This window comes from Streptodolium elevatio (assembly GCF_040649515.1).
Taxonomy (GTDB): domain Bacteria; phylum Actinomycetota; class Actinomycetes; order Streptomycetales; family Streptomycetaceae; genus Yinghuangia; species Yinghuangia elevatio.
On sequence record NZ_JBEZFP010000195.1, the window covers coordinates 1 to 14,216 of the forward strand.

The 14,216-nt window shown below is 72.0% G+C and carries 12 protein-coding genes and 1 riboswitch; of the genes, 3 read left to right on the top strand and 9 right to left on the bottom strand.

Features of this window, described 5'->3' with window-relative positions:
• Window positions 1–2: 2 nt before the first annotated feature.
• Entirely contained in the window at window positions 3–1,874 is a 1,872-nt protein-coding gene (locus tag AB0C36_RS40300; protein ID WP_358364016.1) for an ATP-binding protein, read from the bottom strand.
• A 119-nt stretch (window positions 1,875–1,993) separates the two neighbouring features.
• Window positions 1,994–2,118, bottom strand: a riboswitch (cobalamin riboswitch).
• A 104-nt stretch (window positions 2,119–2,222) separates the two neighbouring features.
• Between AB0C36_RS40300 and AB0C36_RS40305 the strand changes: the two genes are divergently transcribed.
• Window positions 2,223–3,236 (top strand): alpha/beta hydrolase, encoded by a 1,014-nt coding sequence (locus AB0C36_RS40305; RefSeq protein ID WP_358364018.1) that lies wholly within the window; start codon window positions 2,223–2,225, stop codon window positions 3,234–3,236.
• A 65-nt stretch (window positions 3,237–3,301) separates the two neighbouring features.
• Window positions 3,302–4,072 carry a class I SAM-dependent methyltransferase gene (locus tag AB0C36_RS40310; protein ID WP_358364019.1) on the top strand — a complete coding sequence of 257 codons (771 nt, stop codon included), beginning with the start codon at window positions 3,302–3,304 and terminating at the stop codon, window positions 4,070–4,072.
• A gap of 10 nt (window positions 4,073–4,082) precedes the next feature.
• Here AB0C36_RS40310 and AB0C36_RS40315 read toward each other — a convergent pair whose 3' ends face one another.
• From AB0C36_RS40315 to AB0C36_RS40350, 8 genes are all read right to left on the bottom strand, one after another.
• Window positions 4,083–4,541 (bottom strand): GNAT family N-acetyltransferase, encoded by a 459-nt coding sequence (locus tag AB0C36_RS40315; protein ID WP_358364022.1) that lies wholly within the window; start codon window positions 4,539–4,541, stop codon window positions 4,083–4,085.
• A gap of 176 nt (window positions 4,542–4,717) precedes the next feature.
• The gene (locus AB0C36_RS40320) at window positions 4,718–5,530 is read right to left on the bottom strand and encodes a MetQ/NlpA family ABC transporter substrate-binding protein (RefSeq protein WP_358364024.1); all 813 of its coding nucleotides are present in this window, start codon (window positions 5,528–5,530) and stop codon (window positions 4,718–4,720) included.
• A gap of 32 nt (window positions 5,531–5,562) precedes the next feature.
• Window positions 5,563–6,234 carry a methionine ABC transporter permease gene (locus tag AB0C36_RS40325; protein ID WP_358364027.1) on the bottom strand — a complete coding sequence of 224 codons (672 nt, stop codon included), beginning with the start codon at window positions 6,232–6,234 and terminating at the stop codon, window positions 5,563–5,565.
• A gap of 1 nt (window position 6,235) precedes the next feature.
• Window positions 6,236–7,330, bottom strand: coding sequence for a methionine ABC transporter ATP-binding protein (locus AB0C36_RS40330; RefSeq protein ID WP_358364030.1), 1,095 nt, complete (start codon window positions 7,328–7,330; stop codon window positions 6,236–6,238).
• A gap of 552 nt (window positions 7,331–7,882) precedes the next feature.
• Window positions 7,883–8,359, bottom strand: a complete 477-nt coding sequence (locus tag AB0C36_RS40335; RefSeq protein ID WP_358364032.1) for a GNAT family N-acetyltransferase — start codon at window positions 8,357–8,359, stop codon at window positions 7,883–7,885.
• 226 nt (window positions 8,360–8,585) lie between these two features.
• A complete protein-coding gene (locus AB0C36_RS40340; RefSeq protein WP_358364034.1) occupies window positions 8,586–9,443 on the bottom strand; it encodes an SDR family NAD(P)-dependent oxidoreductase in 858 nt (285 codons plus the stop codon).
• 7 nt (window positions 9,444–9,450) lie between these two features.
• Window positions 9,451–11,439 (bottom strand): WS/DGAT/MGAT family O-acyltransferase, encoded by a 1,989-nt coding sequence (locus tag AB0C36_RS40345; RefSeq protein WP_358364036.1) that lies wholly within the window; start codon window positions 11,437–11,439, stop codon window positions 9,451–9,453.
• The gene (locus tag AB0C36_RS40350; protein ID WP_358364039.1) at window positions 11,436–12,674 is read right to left on the bottom strand and encodes an alpha/beta hydrolase family protein; all 1,239 of its coding nucleotides are present in this window, start codon (window positions 12,672–12,674) and stop codon (window positions 11,436–11,438) included. The genes AB0C36_RS40345 and AB0C36_RS40350 overlap by 4 nt, the downstream gene beginning before the upstream one ends.
• A 464-nt stretch (window positions 12,675–13,138) precedes the next feature.
• Between AB0C36_RS40350 and AB0C36_RS40355 the strand changes: the two genes are divergently transcribed.
• The coding region (locus AB0C36_RS40355; protein WP_358364042.1) for a serine/threonine-protein kinase at window positions 13,139–14,216 on the top strand (1,078 nt) is incomplete at its 3' end.

Genomic DNA, 14,216 nt, shown 5'->3' on the forward strand with positions numbered 1-14,216 from the left:
TTTCAAACCCATAACCCGCCATCCGCGATCGCCGGCGACGTGTTGGGTTTTCCGCGGGGGGCTCTCCCGCTCTCGGCGAGCGGCGTGCGCCCGCCCGTCGGCAGCGTCGCGAGCCGGGCCGCGCCCGCCTCGACGGACGACGTGGGCGGCAGCGCGAGTTCGGCGCCGACGCCCCGGAAGGTCACCAGCCCCACCTTGTCGCGGCGCTGGTACGCGTCGAGCAGCAGCGACAACACCGCGCCCTTCACGGTCCGCATGCGGGCCCGGGCCGCCATCGATCCCGAGGCGTCGACGACGAAGAGCACGAGGTTGCCCTCGCGGCCTTCGCGGACCGCCTCGCGCACGTCGTCGCGGCGCACGACGAGCCCGGGGCCGCGGCGCCCGCGCGCGAGCTGGTGCGGCGCGGCGGCGCGCACGGTGCCCGCCAGGTGCAGACGCCCGGGTCGTGCGCCGGTCGGGCGGCGCTCCCCGGTGGTCCGGCCGGTGCCGGTCTCGGCACGCGACCGACGCCCGGCCGCGCCCTGGCCGAGGCCGGGGACGGCGATCAGCCGCGCGCGGAAGGGCTCGGCCGCGGCGACGGCGGGCTGTTCGGCGGCGGCCGACCCCGGTGCGGCGGGCGGGTGTTCGGCCGCCGGGGGCGCTGTGTCGTGTTCGCCGTCTCGGGGCCGGTCGGCGGTGCGGTCGTCGCGGTCCGCGGCCGGGCCGGCTTCGGGGCCGTTGCGCGGTGCTCCCCCGCCGCCGGGGCCCGGTGCGTCGGGGCCGCCGTCCGGATCCGGGTCTGGGTCCTGCTCGGGTCCGTCGGGGGTACCCGACTCCGAGGGGCTGTCCGGGTCGTACGGGTTCTCCGGGGCGTCCGGCGCCTCGGGTTCGTCGGCCAGCGCCTCGTCCAACTTGTCCTCGTCGAGCCCTGGCGCGTCGAAGGGGTTGCGGCGGCGCCGGTGCGGGAGGGCGAGCCGCGCGGCCTGGCGTACGTCCGCCGCCTCGACCTCGGTGCGCCCGTGCCATGCCGCGAGGGCCATCGCGGTGCGTGCCGTGACCAGGTCCGCGCGCAGCCCGTCGACCTCGAACGCCGCGCACACGCGCGCGATCCGCTCGAGTTCGGTGTCGGGCAGCACGACGTGCGGCAGCAGCTCCCGCGCGGTGCGGATGCGCTCCGCGAGCGCCGCGTCGTCGCCGTCCCAGCGGCGCGCGAAGCCGTCGGGGTCGGCCTCGTACGCCAGCCTGCGCCGCACGACCTCGGCGCGCTCGCGTGGTTCGCGGCTGGCCGCCACCTCGACGGTCAGGCCGAAGCGGTCGAGCAACTGCGGGCGCAGCTCGCCCTCCTCGGGGTTCATGGTGCCGACGAGGATGAAGCGCGAGGCGTGCCGCACCGAGACGCCCTCGCGCTCCACGTGCGCGGTGCCCATGGCGGCCGCGTCGAGGAGCAGGTCGACGAGGTGGTCGTGCAGCAGGTTGACCTCGTCGACGTACAGCAGGCCCCGGTGGGCGGCGGCGAGGAGGCCCGGTTCGTACGCCTTGACGCCCTCGGCGAGGGCGCGCTCCAGGTCGAGCGATCCGACGAGGCGGTCCTCGGTGGCGCCGACCGGCAGTTCGACGAGCCGCGCCCGGCGCACCTCGCCGGGCACGCCCGGGTCATGAGGCCCGTCGGGGCAGGCCGTGTCGGGTGCCGCGGGGTCGCACGCGAAGCGGCAGCCGGACACCATGGCGGCGTCGGGCAGCAGCCCCGCGAGCGCGCGGACCACGGTCGACTTGGCCGTGCCCTTCTCACCGCGGACCAGCACGCCGCCGACGCCGGGCGAGACGGCGTTCAGGAGGAGCGCGAGGCGGAGGTCGGCGAGGCCGACGACGGCGGAGAAGGGGTAGCCGGCGGTCACCGGCGTACCGCCAGGCTCCGGGAACGGCACGGTATGCGCGGCGACATGGGCTGTCGGCCTCCCTCGGGTGTCCACGCCCTGGTAGGTGGCGGGCCCGCGGCGCGGGCCCGGACAGCCGGAAGTGTCTGGCTCCCGGAAGGCTGATGCCCCTCGCGCGGGCGCGTCGAACGGAGTCGGCGCGCCGGTCGGGTTCAGCCGTCCGGTCACAGTGGCGGGACCGCTCCGGTGTCGCACCGGATTCCTTCCCTGCTGTCGGGCGACAGCCTCTCATACCGCCCACGGGCCGGTATTTGCGGCGGTCGGGGCGCCTTGCGGGACACGCGGCACGGCGATGGCAGACTGCCCTGCATGGAAGACCCGGTATACGTACCCGACGTCCTGGGCGCGCCCTACGAGAGCGCGACGCTGCAACTCCGCGACGACGCGGAGGGCGAGGCGGTGGCGACGCTGGTCCGGCGGCGCGCGGATGCCCCGACACGTCGTGCGGTGCTCTATGTGCACGGGTTCAACGACTACTTCTTCCAGACCCATCTGGCCGACCGGTTCGTCACGCTCGGCTTCGACTTCTACGCGCTGGACCTGCGGTCGTACGGCCGGTCGATCCGCGCGCACCGCCGCACCAACTACGTCGACGACCTGGGCCGCTACTCCGAGGAACTCGACCTGGCCGCGCACATCGTCCGCGAGGTCGAGGGCCACGACACGCTGCTGGTGAACGGCCATTCGACGGGTGGCCTGGTGACGGCGCTGTGGGCGCACCACCGCGCGGGGCGGGGCATCGTCGACGGGCTGTTCCTCAACAGCGCCTTCCTCGACCTGAACGCCCCGTTGGTGGCGCGGACGGTCGGGGTGCGGGCCGTGCACGCGGCGCGCCACTACGTCTCGCAGCGGCCCCTGCCGGGCGGCCTCGGCGGCGGCTACGGGCAGAGCCTGCACGTCGGCCACCACGGGGAATGGGAGTTCGACCCGGCGTGGAAGGCGATCGAGGGCATCGCGCCCTACGCGGGCTGGGTGGCCGCCGTGCATCGCGGCCACCGCGCGGTGGCGCGCGGACTCGCCGTCGACTGCCCGGTGTTGGCGATGTCGTCCACCGCCAGTGTGGACGGGCGCGTGTGGCACGAGGGGCTGCACACGGCCGACGCCGTGCTGAACGCGGACCGCATCGCCCTGCTGGCGCCGCGCATCGGCCGCCACGTCACCATCGTCCGCGTGCCCGGCGGCATGCACGACCTGGCCCTGTCCGGGCCCGAGGTGCGTGCCCAGGTGTTCGACGAACTGGCCCGCTGGATCGGCGCGTACGTGCCATCCGGAACGTCGGCCTCCGCCACGCGAAGCCTGTCACCGGATCGGGTTAACAGGTGACGGCGAGTACACAAAATCCGTTCTACCTGCGGCGATTCACGGTCCCGGGCTGTTAGCATCGGCGCGTGGGGGCTCACGAGGTCGCGAACACCGGTTACGCACGCGCGGTACGCGTCTACGAACGGGCGCGCCCTTCCTACCCATTGCCCGTCCTGGCCGAGCTGACGGACGCGCTCGGTCTCGGAGCGGGCCGTACCGTCGTCGAACTGGGCGCGGGAACGGGCTTGTTCACCCGGCTGCTCATGCTCACCGGGGCGCGCGTGGTCGCGGTGGAACCGGTCGCGGCGATGCGCGGACGACTCGTGGAACTGCTGCCCTCGGTCACCGTGGCCGACGGGACCGCGGAGCACACGGGCGTCGCCGCCGGCTCCGCACACGCGGTCATCGCGGCGCAGGCGTGGCACTGGTTCGACGCGCAGGCGACCCCGGCCGAGGTCGAGCGGGTGCTCGCCCCGGGCGGCGGGCTCGGGCTGGTGTGGAACACCTATGACGACACGGTCCCGTGGGTGCGCGACTACCAGGACATCTACTTCCGCCGCGCCCCCGCGGACCTGCCGTCGCACCAGGACGGCACGTGGCGCAAGGTGCTCGAGTCCCGGCCCGGTTGGAGCGGCATCAGCGAGCGGCACTTCCCCAACCCGCACAGGATGTCGCGGGACGGCGTGATCGACCGCATGCTGTCGAGCAGCCACATCGCATGCCTGGACGCCGGCGAACAGGCCCGGGTTCGCCGCGAGGTCGAGGGCGTGCTCGACGGGCACCCGGAGACGCGGGGCCGCGACACCGTCGAACTGCCCTATGTGACCGACCTCTACTGGATGGTCCGGGCCAACTGAGCGGCCGGACTCAGCCGGTCGCGACCGGCGTGGCCGGGCGGCGCATCTCGACGTGCGGGATGTCGTCCTCCAGGTAGGTGGCGCCGGCGCGGCGGAACCCGAACCGGGCGTACCAGTCCTCCAGCGGCTCCTGCGCGTCCAGGATGCACGGCGCGTCGCCGATCAGGTCGATCGCGTGCTCCATGAGGCGGGCTGCGGAGCCGGTGCCGCGCTCGGCCCGGGTGGCGCACATGCGTCCGATCCGGGCGGTGCCGTCGGCCTCGCGCAACAGGCGCAGGGTCGCGGCGATCTCGCCGTCGCGCTCGAGCCAGAGCTGACGTGCGCCCGGTTCCAGGTCGCGGCCGTCGAGTTCGGGGTACGGGCACCGCTGTTCGACGACGAAGACGTCCACGCGCAGGCGCAGCAGCCGGTAGAGCACGACGACGTCGAGGTCGAGGGTCCGGGCGCTGCGGAACTCCAGGTCACTCACGCACTCCACGGTACGCTTTCCGGCCACGTGAACAGCCCGGCCGGGCCCCGTGTGTCGGGCCCCGGCCGGGTGAACTCGCCGTGCGCAGCGGTGCTCGGCGCGCGGGCGCAGGTAGGCGCGTACGCGGGCGCGCCCGTGTGGGACGGTGCGGACTTGCGCGGGCCTGTGCGGTCGGCTCAGAAGGCCGGGAGCACCGAGCCCTGGTAGTTGTCCTCGATGTACTTCTTCACCTCGGGCGAGTTGAGGAGCTTCTTCAGCTTCTGGACGTTCTCGTCGTTCTCGTGGCCCTTCTTGACCACAAGCACGTTGGCGTACGGGTTGCCCTCCGCCTTCTCCAGCACCAGTGCCTGCTTGGCCTCCAGGTTCGCCTGGAGCGCGTAGTTGCCGTTGATGACCGATGCGTCGACGTCGTCCAGCGTGCGCGGCAGCTGCTCCGCGTCGAGGGCCTTGAACTTGAGGTTCTTCGGGTTCTCGACGACGTCCTTCTCGGTGGCGTTGACGCCGACCCCGTCCTTGAGCTTGATCAGCCCGTTGTCGGCGAGCAGCTTGAGGGCCCGGCCGCCGTTGGTGGCGTCGTTCGGGAAGGAGATGGTCGCGCCGTCCTTGATCTCGGCGACGGACTTGTCCTTCTTCGAGTGCAGGCCGAGCGGTTCGAGGTGGACCGGCGCCACCGGGACGAGGTCCTTCTTGTTCTCCGAGTTGTACTTGTCGAGGTAGGGCTTGTGCTGGAAGAAGTTGGCGCCGACGCTGCCGTCGTCGAGGGCCGGGTTCTGCAGCGAGTAGTCGTCGAAGACCTGGACGTCGAGCTTGAGGCCCTCCTTGTCCGCCAGGTTCTTCTTGACGTACTCGAGGATCTGCGCGTGCGGTACCGCGGAGGCACCCACCTTGAGCGTCCCGGACCCGGAGGACGAGGAGTCGTCGTCGCTGCCGCAGGCCGCGAGGCCCAGCGCGAGGGTTCCGACGGCCGCGAGAGAAATGAGCTTGCGCACGAAGAGTGCCTTCCTACTTGGGTGGGTGGTTCTCAGCGGTGGCTCAGTCGGCGCGACACGAAGTCGCCGACCAGCTGGACCGCCTGCACGATGACGATCAGGACGACGACGGTCACGAGCATCGTCCGGTCGTCGAAGTTCTTGTATCCGTAGCGGATGGCCAGGTCGCCGAGGCCGCCCGCGCCGATCACCCCGGCCATCGCGGAGTACCCGATGACCGCGATCACGGTGACCGTGAAGCCGGAGACCAGGGACGGCAGGGCCTCGCGTACCAGAACCTTGCGCACGATGGTGCCCACCGAGGCGCCCATCGCCTGGGCCGCCTCGACCAGCCCCCGGTCGACCTCGCGCACCGAGGTCTCGACGAGGCGCGCGAAGAACGGGATGGCGCCCACGGTCAGCGGCACCACCATCGCGTCCGTGCCGATCGCGGTGGCCTGCCCGAACAGGCCCATCACCCAGCGGGTGAAGGGGATCAGGGCGACCAGCAGGATCAGGAACGGGAAGGACCGGCCGACGTTGACGACGAAGCCGAGCACCTTGTTGACCGGGGGCACGGCCAGCAGGCCGCCCTTGTCGGTCAGCACCAGCAGGACACCGAGCGGCAGTCCGACCAGGACGGTGAACAGCATCGTCCAGCCGACCATCGAGAAGGTCTCCTGGGTCGCCGTCCACAGCAGCGGGCGCAGTTCGTCCCAGGACATGTCAGGCCTCCTTGGCGAAGGTCGGGGCGGCCCCGGGTGCGGTGGCGGCGATCCGCGCGCCGACGATCCGTCCGGCGGCCGGCCCGTCGACGGCCCCGGCCACGTCGGCGTCGGCGTCGAGCACGTCCACCTGGAGCCCCTGTTCGCGCAGGTAGCCGATCGGGACGACGTTCTGCTCGAAACCGCCGTCCAGCGCGATGCGCATGCGGCCGACCTGGCGTCCCCCGACGGTCTCGACGGCGGCACCGAGGATGTTGACGTCGACGTTGTAGGTGCGCGCGAGCGTCGACACGAACGGATGCGCGGTCTCCTCGCCCCGGAACGTGATGTCGACCACGGTGGAGCCCTTGCCGTCGACCGGGCCGCCGAGCGGGAACATGTCCCGGGCGAGCCGCGAGTCGGGGCGGGTCAGCAGGTCCGCGACGGAGCCGGACTCCACGACGCGCCCGTCCTCCATGAGCGCGGCGGAGTCGCAGATGCTCTTGACGACATCCATCTCGTGGGTGATGAGCAGGATCGTCAGGCCCAGCGACGAGCGCAGGTCGCGCAGCAGGTCGAGGATCGAGCGGGTGGTCTCGGGGTCGAGGGCCGAGGTGGCCTCGTCGCACAGCAGCACGCGCGGGTCGTTGGCCAGTGCGCGGGCGATCCCGACGCGCTGCTTCTGGCCGCCGGACAGCTGGGCCGGGTACGCCTTGGCGTGTCCCGAGAGGCCGACCAGCTCCAGCAGTTCGGCGACCTTGCGGTTGCGCTCGGCACGTCCGACGCCGGCGATCTCCAGCGGTACGGCCACGTTGCCCGCCACGTCGCGGCTGCTGAGCAGGTTGAAGTGCTGGAAGATCATGCCGATGCGCAGGCGCTCGGCACGCAGGTCGCGGGCCGACAAGGCGGTCAGCTCGCGGCCGCCCACCGCGACCGTGCCGGAGGTGGGGCGCTCCAGGAGGTTGACGCAGCGGATCAGGGTGCTCTTGCCGGCTCCGCTGCGGCCCAGGACCCCGAAGATCTCGCCTTCGGCGACGTCGAGGTCGACGTGGTCGAGGGCGGTCACCTCGCGATCTCGGGCGCGGAAGACCTTGGTCAGGGCGTGGGTACGGATCACCGTGGATTCCAGGTTGCTCGGGGGGACCACCGCGACAGCGGGCAGGACGCGGCCCGCCGGGATGTCGGCGGCGAGCGCGGTCGGGAGCCGGCGGTTCGGGTCGAACGGGGATGAACCGGGGCGCCGCCGGTCGGCGGGGCGCTCATCCGGTCGCCGGGCTCAGGGCCTCAGCAGCCGCACATTCGACACATTCGGCACATACAGGGGCGAGCCGTGGCGATAGCCCCGACCGCGCGCATGTGTGCCGTGATGAACATGCCATGGATTAAATCAGACCAACGCCGACGATGGGAAATGCCATCGGATGCGAAAAGCCCCGACGACCATGACTTCGCAGGTCGGCGGGGCTTTTCTCAAGTTGTTTCCAAGGTATGAACGAGGGACTCCACCCTTGGGTCGGGCACGGTCACCGTGCGGCCGGGCCGTGCGGTCCGACAGTGCGCGGTGCAGCCAGGCGGTGCAGCCGGGCGATGCAGTTCCGGCAGTGCCGCCTGGTCGTGCAGCAGTGCGGTCAGGCCGTGCGGTCGGCTCGGGCCGGCCGCGTGGCGGCGGTCACGCGGCGAGCGACGTGGTCTTGGTGAGGTAGACGAGGCTGAGGCGCGGACCGACGCGCTCGACGCGGTCCGCCGCGTACCCGAGCCGGACGTACAGGCGCAGGTTGTCCTCGCTGCGGTGCCCGGTGAACAGTTCGAAGGACTCCGCGTGCGCGAGCTTGTCCTCGACCGCGTTGAGGAGACGCGTGCCGAGGCCGTGGCCCTGGAGCCTGGGGTGCACGATCAGGCGGCCGATGCGGGCCACCCCGTCCTCGACGACGCCGCGGACCGATCCCACGACCTCGTCGCCGAGGCGTGCGACCAGCACGGCGTGCGTCGCGAACTCCTCCCTCAGGCTGTCGAGGGTCTGGGTCAGCGGCGCGATGCCGTAGTCGTTGTAGAGGGCCGCTTCGCCCTGGTAGCAGAGGTACTGCAACTTCAGGATCTGCTCGGCATCGGATACATCGGCGGTATCGATGCGTACGTTCTGCCCCATCCGGTACTCCCTGGTGTACCCGTGGGCGCGTGCGACCGGGGGACGCCGTCCCGGCATCCCCCGGTCGCACAGGCCCTGATCGCCCTGATCGCCGTGCATGGTCCGGAGCGGCCGCGGAATGCCCGCCACCCCGTGTTCGGTCACTGTTCCACACGGCTTTTCCGGTTCTTCTACCCGGGTGGGAACGCGCGGCACACCCGCGTTTGTCGGCCAAAGCCCGTACGGGTCAGGGCAAACCGATCAGGCGGCGCACCGCCTTGTCGCGAAATTCCACCGCGGCCCCGAAGTTCTCCACGATGCGGGAGACCAGCAGGGTCACCTGCGCGTCGCGGCCCACCACGTACCTGCCCTTGGGCTCCGGGTCCGTCGCCGCCTCGGCGATGACCCGGGCGACCCGCTCGGTGTCCGTCCAGAACGGTTGGACCAGGGTGAACCCGAGGTCGAGGCGGCGGAACGCGGTGGCGTATTTCGATCCCCGGTACCGGTGCGCGACGTCTGCCATGTCGTCGCTGATGCCGCTGCGGAACCCGCCGGGCGCGACGACCGCGACGTGCACGCCGGAGCCGGCGACCTCCAGGCGCAGCGCGTCCGACAGCGCCTCCATGGCGTGCTTGCCCGCCTGGTACCAGCCCATGAGGGGGTAGCTGACCTTGCCGGCCACCGAGGAGATCTGGATCACGCGCCCCCAACCGCGTTCCTGCATATGCGGGATGGCCAGCCGGGCGAGGCGGATCGGGGCGAACAACGACGTTTCGAGGTGGTGCCGGGCCTCCTCCTCCATGACGTCCGCGACCGGCGCGTAGAGGGTGCCGCCCGCGTTGTTCACCAGGATGTCGGGGCGGACCTCGCCGACCACGTCCTTGCATCCGGCGGCGTCGGTGACGTCGAGGATGCGCGTCTCCACCTCGACGCCGGCCTCCTCCGCGGCCCGCCGCACCTTCTGCCCCTTCTCGGCGGAGCGCACGGTGCCGACCACCCGGGTCCCGTCCCGGGACGCCAGCTCGAGCGCGGCGGCCAGGCCGAGCCCGGAGTTGGCGCCCGTGACGAGAGCCGTCCTGTGCGGTGTTTCCTGATGCACCGTCACCCGCCCGTCACGAACCGGCCGTCGGCGCGCCCGCCGAGGCCGGGACGGGTGCGTCTGCGGCAGGTGCCCGGCTGACCGGAGCGTCCACGGCAGGTGCGGTCGGTGCCGCCGCGTCCGGCGCCGCGACCGGATGCGGCGGGGCGGTACGCCTGCCGCGCGTCTCCGCGGTCGCCTGCGCCGGTATCGCCACCCGCGCGGGACGCGGCGCGGACTGCGGCTGCTCCGGGGCCGCCGCCTCGGGCGCGGGGGCGCTGCGCTCGGGCGTCTCGGCGGCGGTCGCCGGAGACGGGGCCGCCGATGGCGACGGTGCGGAACGCTTCGACGTGGCACGGCTCGTGGTACCGCGGGCTCCGGCGGGCTTGCGGGCCGCCGGCTTCCGGGTGGTCGCCTTGCGGGCCGCCGCTTTGCGGCCGGCCGGCTTGCGCACCGCCGCTTCGGGGGTCGCGAGGGCCGGCTTGCTGTCGGCGTCGGGCTCGACCCCGGTCGCGGTCGCGGGCTCGGCTGCGCGCTCGGACTCGGGCGCGGGCACGGGCTCGTGCTCCGGCGCCAGGTCGGCCGCCGTCGTCGGGCCCGGGGTCGGGTCCGAAGTCGGGGCCGGCTGCGCGAACTCGTGGGCGGCTTTCAGCAGGACGTTCAATTGCTCGACAATGCTGTCCGCCAGCGCAAAGGGGTCGGGAAGCGCATCGCGGTCCGCCAGCACCCCGATGTCGATCTGGTCGTCGTAGCTCATGCCTCCGACGAAGAGGCCGAATCCGTCCGCGATTATGCCCATCGAGTGGAACGCCTCCACTTTCTGTCCCTGCGAATACAGCGTCGCGCTGGGGCCCGGAACGTTGGATATGACCGCGTTGCACACGGGCGGCAGAAGCGTGGACAGCTTCGCCGCTCGGTATGCGTCACCGCCTAGGCTGACCACGGCCGGAGGCGGGGCGTCCGCCAGGCCGGTCAGCAGGTCGTTGCCCAACGCGCCCTGCACCGCCTTGGAGGCGAGCGCGTTTTCGTGGATGCACAGCAGCCGCTCGGCCGGGTCGTCGACGTCGGTCGACAGGCCGACGAGCATGCCGGTGATGAGGTTTCCGCTGGAGCGCGTGTCGCCCTTCGTCGCGTCGACGGGAACGGTACCCACCAACTGCTTGTCGGGTGGTTCGCCGAAAGAATCGAGCAGGCCCCGCACCGCACCGCCCACGATCGCCAGAATGACGTCGTTGACCTTGACGCCGAACGCGTTCTTGACGGTCTTCACGTCCGACAGCGACACCGTGCAGAACCCGTACGAACGCGCCTTGCCGATCGGCTCGTTGAACCGGGTACGCGGCATGTTGAGGGGCATCGCCTGGCCCAGACGACCGGTCATGGCCGCGGCGATTACGCCCTGCGCGGTCGAGCCGAGCTGCCCGGCCAGGCGTACCGGGGTCCCGGCGACCGACTTGGCCAGGTCGGCCACCCGGGCGATGCCCTCGGGGACTCCGTCCTCCTCGTCCGGCATCGGCAGCGGGACCAGTTCGCGGGAGACGCCGCCGTGCGGGTCGGCGTCGAAGAACACCTCCTGCATGGACGCCCCGGCCCGCCCGTCGATGCACGCGTGGTGCACCTTCCACAGGTGGGCGGCACGGCCGTTCTCCAGCCCCTCGACGACCCACCACTCCCACAGCGGACGGTTCCGGTCGAGCCGGTGCCGGTAGATCTCGGTGGCCAGTTCGGCCAGCTCCGCGCGTCCGCCGGGCGCCGCGACGGCGGCGCGGTGCACGTGGTTGCGGAAGTCGAAGTCCGGGTCGGGGACCCAGTGCGGCCGCGACAGGCCCCAGGGACTCTGCACCAGCTTGCGGCTCAGCAGCGGCAGGCGCGGCAGTCTCTTGGCCAGCGTGTCCTTGAAGGACTCGTAGTCGACGCGGCCGCCGGAGGCGGAGGCATCCACGATCGTGAGGCACACGACGTGCATGGGCCATGTCTCCGACTCCAGCGCCAGGAAGGCCGAGTCCAGACCGGAGAGCTTCACCAGGTGTTCCTCCTCCCGATGCCCGACGAGGTCAGGGCATCATCGATGAAGCGGCGGGTCTGCCGGTTCCACATGGCCCCGATGTGCGAGCCGCGGTACCAGCAGACAGACGGTTCCTCCCAGTGCTTCCAGAGCCGGTACGCCTGCTGCGGGGTCGCCATCCGGTCGGCGAGCCCCGCGTAGACGAACCGGCGCTCCAGCGGCACCCGTGGGGTGAGGGCAAGGGGCGAGACGACGCGGTGCACGGTCTCGGCCTCGTCGCCGAGCAGTCCGGCGGCCTGCACCTCGCGCTTGATGTCGTCCGGCACGTGGTGCGACATGACCCAGGCCATGTCGACCGACGGCACGCCCACGATCACGCAGTCGAGGTCCTCCAGACCGGCGAGCAGTGCGGCCACGTACGCGCCGAGGGAGAGCCCGTGGACGGCGATCCTCGGCGCGCCCTGGCCGCGAGCCCAGTCCAGGCAGCGGCGCACGTCCCACACGGCCTGGCCCAGCCCGTGGACGTTGCCCAGGTAGTCGAAGGAGATGAAGGGCGCGTCCTGGGTGCGTGTCGCCTTGCGCGGTCCGTGCATCGGGAGGACCACGTGCATGACGTTGACGCCGAACTCGCGGTGCGCGCGCTGCGCGCGGAAGGCGGCCAGGTCGCCGGGGCGGCCCATGCCGAATCCGTGCAGGTTGACGAGCCAGGGGCGGGGCTTTCCCGGATGCCGGAGCACGTACGCCCACACGCGCTGGTTCGCGCCGGCGGACTGCCACCGGGTGGCGCCGGGGATGCCGGGCCACGGAACGTAGTCGCTGTCGAAGGCCAGTTGTTCGTAGCTGATGGTGCCGTACAGCTTGCCCCGGATGACCGGGTCGGTCAGCGGCGGTGGCTCGGGGTGGAACAGCGTCGGATCGTCGAGGTAGGTCTCGGCCTGGAACTTGCCCAGCGCCTCGGAGACCTCCTCGCGGATGCGCAGCGCGTCCGTCGGCCCCGGCGAGAGCCGGCTCGTGGACATGAACGCCACGACGAGTTCGTCGAGGAACGCCGCCGAGACGAGCCCCGGGGTGGGGAACACCGTCGGCATGTCCGGGTAGTTGCGGCGCTCGGCACGCAACGAGCGGACGTACGAGCGCACTCCGAATCCGACCGAGCGCGGGACGCTGCGCAGCATCGCGCTCGCCGGGATGTCGGAGAGCATCGACGCGGACTTCTCGCCCTCGGACCTGATCTGTCGCAAGCGATCGAACATGGTCGACTCCCCTCCCCCGAGTGGTGAGTACGCGGCCCCGTCCAAAGCAGGACAACACGACGCCGCCGATCACTCTCAGTGGTGCCGCGGCAACCCTGAGGCGATCCGGCACGGTCGACAGTAGTACGGAATCAACGGAGCGAACACAGTCACTCGCGAGTAGTAACGGCGAATTCACATATAGCTCCGGAACCTTTACTTCCGCTCAGGAACGCACACTCAGTAGAGACCGCGACGAAACGGAACGGCAATGTGGCGGTCCGCGCGGCGACCGAACGGCCTTTCCGGACAATCGTTTCCGCCAGGTCCTGGCCACTTCACGACCGAGGTGGTGAAACGATGTCTCGACGAGATCGGTTCCGCGATCACAGGGGGAAAGGGACCAGCACGTGCAGCCACTGCAATCTGACGACCCGTCACGGTTGGCCGACTACCGACTGTTGGCGAGACTGGGCGCCGGAGGCATGGGGCAGGTCTACCTGGCCCGCTCGCCCGGTGGCCGGACCGTCGCGATCAAAGTCGTCCGCCCGGAACTCGCGGACGAGGAGGGTTTCCGGGCGAGGTTCCGCCGCGAGGTCGCGGCCGCGCGCCGGGTCTCGGGCGCCTACACCGCGCCGGTCGTCGACGCGGACCCGGACGCCGAAGTGCCGTGGCTGGCAACCGCCTACGTCGCGGGCCCCGCGCTCGTCGACGCGGTGGCCGCGCACGGCCCGCTGCCTGAGCCCACCGTCCGCGCGCTGGCGGCCGGCCTCGCGCAGGCGCTGCGGGCCGTGCACGACGCGGGCCTGGTGCACCGCGACCTGAAACCGTCGAACGTCCTGCTCGCGCTCGACGGCCCGCGCCTGATCGACTTCGGCATCTCCCGTGCCGCCGACGACACTTCGATCACCAGCACCGGCCTGGTCGTCGGCTCCCCCGGCTACATGTCGCCGGAGCAGGCGAACGGGCTGGACATCGGCCCCGCGTCGGACCTCTTCTCGCTCGCGTCGGTCCTGGTCTTCGCCGCCACCGGGCAGGGGCCGTTCGGGGTGGGTTCCACACCGTCACTGCTCTACCGCATCGTGCACACACCGCCGGACCTGGAACCGACGCCCGGCTACCTGCGCCAGATCGTCGCGCCGTTCCTCGACAAGGACCCCTCGCGCCGCCCGGGTCCCGCCGAACTGCTGGACATGGCACTGCCCGACGGGCAGACCACCGAGGTCATGACGCGGTCGGGCTGGCTGCCGCCGGCGATCACGTACGCCATCGCGGAGCGCAGTGCCGCGCTCCTCGACCTCGACGCGGCGACCGGCGCCGCCGCCGCGCAGGCACCGCCGCCCTCGCCCGCGCCGCAGGGCCCGCCTCCGCCGCCGTCGTACGCGCCCTCGCCCCCGCCGTCACCGCAATCGGGGGCATCACCGGGCGGCGTCCCGTACACCGGAGCGCCGCAGTCCGGGGCGCCGCTGTCCGGGGCGCCGCAGTCCGGGGCGCCGCAGTCCGGGGCGCCGCAGTCCGGGGCGCCGCAGTCCGGGGCGCCGCTGTCCGGGGCGCCGCAGTCCG